The sequence below is a fragment of the Halolamina salina genome (genome assembly GCF_042678005.1).
Lineage (GTDB): Archaea > Halobacteriota > Halobacteria > Halobacteriales > Haloferacaceae > Halolamina > Halolamina salina.
In genome coordinates this window covers 3,174-6,836 of the sequence record NZ_JBHUDH010000058.1, presented here as the reverse complement: position 1 = coordinate 6,836, position 3,663 = coordinate 3,174, and the positions used below count along the sequence as shown (strand labels likewise).

Genomic DNA, 3,663 nt, shown 5'->3' with positions numbered 1-3,663 from the left:
GGGGGCGAGTCGTCGAGGGTCGACGCCGCCCGTCGTCTCCTTCGACGGCGGCCTCCAGACGCTCCCGGAGGCGCTGTTCGAGCGCCATAGCGAGCGTGTTCGGCTCGACACGCCGGTCGAAGCAGTCCAGCAGACCGACGACGGCTTCGTGATCGAAACGCCCGAGGAGACGACGACGGTCGACCACGTGGTGCTCACGACGCCCGCGGCGGTGACCGCCGACCTGCTCGACCCGTTCGCACCCGAAAGCGCGGACGCGCTCCGCCGACTCACCTACAACCCCATGGCGGTCGTCCACCTCGACGCCGCGAGCGACATGGACGCCGCCGGCTTCCAGATCCAGTACGACGAGTCGTTCCGGACGCTCGGCGTGACCAGCACCGGGGCGCTGTTCGACCGCGGAAACCGCCACACTGCGTACCTCGGCGGGGGTCGGAACCCCGGGCTCGTGGATCAGCCGGAGTCGGATATTCGTGAGATCGCCGAACGGGAGTTCGCAGAGCTGACCGGCGTCGAAGCGACCGCCGTCGACGTGTGTCGGCTCCGCCGCGGGATGCCCGCCTACGACACGACGTGGGACGCGCTGGAAGCGGTCGACCTCCCCGACGGGGCGCAGATCTGTGCGAACTACGCCGCCAGAGCGGGGATTCCGGGCAGACTCCGCGAGGCCGAGCGGGTGGCCGAATCGCTGGCCGAGGGCTGACGCGTCGGACGGAGATGTTCGTCCCGAGTGTTTTCAATCGAGGCGTTGTAGCCCGGGTATGAACTCGGTCAGCGTCTCCCGGGAGATCGCGGCGCCGCCGGACGCGATCCGCGAGCGGATGGACGACCTCGGGCCGTTCATGCGCGCCGCGGGATTCGACGAGGTGGTCATCGATGGCGACCGCCTCGAACTGGAGAACGGCGTCGGGATCGCGACGATCGAACTCACGCTCGAACTGACCGACGAGCCGGACGCGGCGCTCGCGTACCGCCAGCGCGAGGGCATCTTCGAGGAGATGGTGACGCGGTACACGCTCGAAGCGACCGACGCCGGCACCGAGGTGACCGCCGAGACGGAGTTCGCGATCGACGTGGCGCTGGTCGGCAAGCTACTGGACTCGACGGTGATCGAGCGCCAGCGTCGCCGAGAGCTGGAACAGCAGTTCGACTGGCTCGAACGCGAACTCGACGCTCAGACCGAGTAGGTCGCGCCCAGTTCGGGCGCCGACGCGTCGTGGCCGTCCGCGCGGAGTTCCTCGGCGAACGCGTCGCATCGGTCGCCGTGGTTCACGAGGATCTCCGCGCCGTCGTAGGAATCGAGGAACCGCCGCAGACCGTCGCGGTCGGCGTGGGCGGAGAAGTCGTACGCCTCGACCTGCGCGCTGACGGGCATCACGCGCCCGTCGATCTCCACCCGGCCGGTCTCCAGTAGTTCGCGGCCGGGCGTCCCCTCGACCTGATAGCCGGTCAGCGTGAGCTTGTTCACGGGGTTCGCCCGGATCTCGGGGATGTACGTCATCGCCGGGCCGCCGGAGAGCATCCCGCTCGTGGTGACGATGGCGGCGGGCTGGTCGGCGATCCGTTGTCGCTGGCCGTCCCGCCCCGTCACGAACCGCGCGTGGGATTTCGCCCGGCGCAGCGCGTCGGGGTCACGGACGTATTCGGGGTACTGCCGCAGCATCTCGGTCACTCGCTTCCCCATCCCGTCGACGTAACAGGGGATGTCGTGTGCCTCGCAGATGAGCAGCATCTCTTGGGTGCGCCCGATCGCGAACGCCGGGACGACGACGGTTCCGCCCTCCCACAGCGTGGTCTTCACGCTCTGGGCGAAGCGGTGCTCGACGGTCGCCCGGGGTTCGTGCTCCACGTCCGAGTAGGTGCTCTCACACAGCACCACGTCGGCGTCGGGCCGGGCGGTCGATCCCGCGACGAGGCGCTGGCCGACGGGCGGCTCCCCGGCGTCGAACCCCGCGGGCGGGTCGGCGGCCTCGGCCTCGTCGACGTGGAAGTCGCCGGTGTAGAGCAGGCGCGTCTCCCCGTCGTCGACGAGCACGTGGGCGCTGCCGGGGATGTGGCCCGCGTTGTAGAACGTCACCTCGTACCCCGCGGCCTCGAAGGACTCGCGGTAGCCGTGGGTCTCGGAGACCTCCGTCACCCGCTTCACGTCGTTCTCGGTGAACGGGCAGTGCGGCGACTGCCCGTGGAGCTTCAGCGTGTCCCGGGCGAGCGTGAGCGCCAGCTCCCGCGTCGGCGGCGTCCAGTGGATCGGCGGCCGGTTCGACCCCGAGAGCAGCGCGGGGATCGTGCCGACGTGGTCGAGGTGGCCGTGGGAGACGACGACCGCGTCGGGGTCGGGCGTCCCGACGGGGTACTGCGGCGGCTCGGCGGTCAGCAGGCCGAAGTCGAGCAGCAGCGAGTCGTCGACGAGGACCGCGCTGCGGCCGACCTCGCCGGCGCCCCCGAGGAAACGTAGCTGCATTCGGTCGACTCTCGACGGCGCCGGCGTTTCCGTTCGTCGGTTCGGGGGCGGATTAGCGAACTCACTCCGCGTCCGGATAGCGTCGCACCGCGAACCCCTCGTAGCCGGCGTAGGCCAGCGAGAGCACGCCCATCCACCAGTTCCAGCGGTCGGCGGGCGAGCCGTCGGGCGCGTCCGCGAGTTCGTCGAGGACGAGATCAACCGTGAGTTCCCGCCCCGTGTCACGGCGGTACCGCCCCGCGTCCGCGAGATCGGCGGCCTGCCGGGCGACGGTGCGCCGTTCCGGCTCGGTGCCGCCGAACCGGGCGAGCGCGTCCGCGAGCGTCGCCGGATCGAGCGCGTCGGCGGCCGCGTCGTCGGTCATCGTCCCCGCTCGGTGCCGCCGTCGACGCCGGCGGTCGGGAACGAACGGTCGAGTGCCATCGTGGGAGCGAGGCGGGGGCGGGGCAAAACGGTTCGGGCGGCGCTGGCGAGGTGAAGCGGCTGAGAGGAGTAAGCCCCCTTCTGTTTCGACCCGGCATTCGGCTGAGCACCCGCGCCCTGCCGTCTCCGGCCGTCCGGACTACCTTCGGGCACGGGCTTGCACCGGCGAGGGTTCGCCGTTCCATCCGTTCCTGCCCGTCGATCCTCCGTGGGTTAGCTCCCTTCCCTTACGGGTCGGTTCGCGCACTTCATGGGTCGGGGCAGGCGGTCTCGTTTCTGTTCCAGAGCCAGCCGTCTCCGACTCCGGGCTTGCGCCCGGTCGCCCGTCCGGACGGTGGGGGGACTTTCCTCACGCCCCTTGCTCGCGGGCCGGGGCGCGGGAACCGGGCTCTCTCTGCCGGTTCGTGGTAGGCGAGTGGCGGGGTTAAGCGGTTCGGTGGGCCGAGGTGGGAGGAGGGGTCGTCAGCGGGGGCGGGGAGGGCAGCAGCGGGGAGTTGGTGGGGACAGGAACGGACCGCGGGCGCGACACTCCCGTGGCTCAGCGCCCCGAGAGGTGAACGTCGCCGGTTCGGGTCTCCACTCGGAGAGTCGAGCCGCCGTCGCCGAGCGTCCCCGACGCCGAACTCTCGGTCCGGGTGCCGTCCCCCAGCGATAGCCCCTCGACGGTCACGTCGCCGACGCGGCTCTCCGCGGCGAGTTCGGCGTCGAGATCCGGGGAGAGCGCGGCGTCGATGTCGCCGGTCGAGGTCCGGAACGCCGCGTTGCCCTCGGTCGCCCGC

Annotated in this window: 5 protein-coding genes and 1 other RNA gene; 2 read left to right on the top strand and 4 right to left on the bottom strand. The window is 71.1% G+C overall.

What is annotated here, in order from left to right; genetic code table 11:
• A partial coding sequence (locus ACFR9S_RS06765; RefSeq protein ID WP_379818320.1) for a protoporphyrinogen/coproporphyrinogen oxidase occupies positions 1-703 on the top strand: 703 nt, incomplete at its 5' end.
• A gap of 58 nt (positions 704-761) precedes the next feature.
• On the top strand, positions 762-1,187 hold the full coding sequence (locus ACFR9S_RS06760; RefSeq protein ID WP_379731811.1) for an SRPBCC family protein: 426 nt from the start codon (positions 762-764) through the stop codon (positions 1,185-1,187).
• Here the strand turns inward: ACFR9S_RS06760 and ACFR9S_RS06755 are convergent.
• The 4 genes from ACFR9S_RS06755 to ACFR9S_RS06740 form a co-directional block, all read right to left on the bottom strand.
• Positions 1,175-2,461 (bottom strand): MBL fold metallo-hydrolase, encoded by a 1,287-nt coding sequence (locus ACFR9S_RS06755; RefSeq protein ID WP_379818319.1) that lies wholly within the window; start codon positions 2,459-2,461, stop codon positions 1,175-1,177. The genes ACFR9S_RS06760 and ACFR9S_RS06755 overlap by 13 nt on opposite strands.
• A 61-nt stretch (positions 2,462-2,522) precedes the next feature.
• Positions 2,523-2,825, bottom strand: coding sequence for a hypothetical protein (locus tag ACFR9S_RS06750; protein ID WP_379818318.1), 303 nt, complete (start codon positions 2,823-2,825; stop codon positions 2,523-2,525).
• Between the two features lie 117 nt (positions 2,826-2,942).
• Positions 2,943-3,283, bottom strand: an RNA gene (gene rnpB, locus ACFR9S_RS06745) — RNase P RNA component.
• Positions 3,284-3,422: 139 nt separating this feature from the next.
• On the bottom strand, positions 3,423-3,663 hold a 241-nt coding region (locus ACFR9S_RS06740), incomplete at its 5' end, for a DUF4097 family beta strand repeat-containing protein (RefSeq protein ID WP_379818317.1).

Excerpts from the sequence above, each read along its gene's own strand:
- ACFR9S_RS06755 (WP_379818319.1), bottom strand. The coding sequence starts at position 2,461 with ATGCAGCTACGTTTCCTCGGGGGCGCCGGCGAGGTCGGCCGCAGCGCG.
- ACFR9S_RS06760 (WP_379731811.1), top strand. The coding sequence starts at position 762 with ATGAACTCGGTCAGCGTCTCCCGGGAGATCGCGGCGCCGCCGGACGCG.
- ACFR9S_RS06750 (WP_379818318.1), bottom strand. The coding sequence starts at position 2,825 with ATGACCGACGACGCGGCCGCCGACGCGCTCGATCCGGCGACGCTCGCG.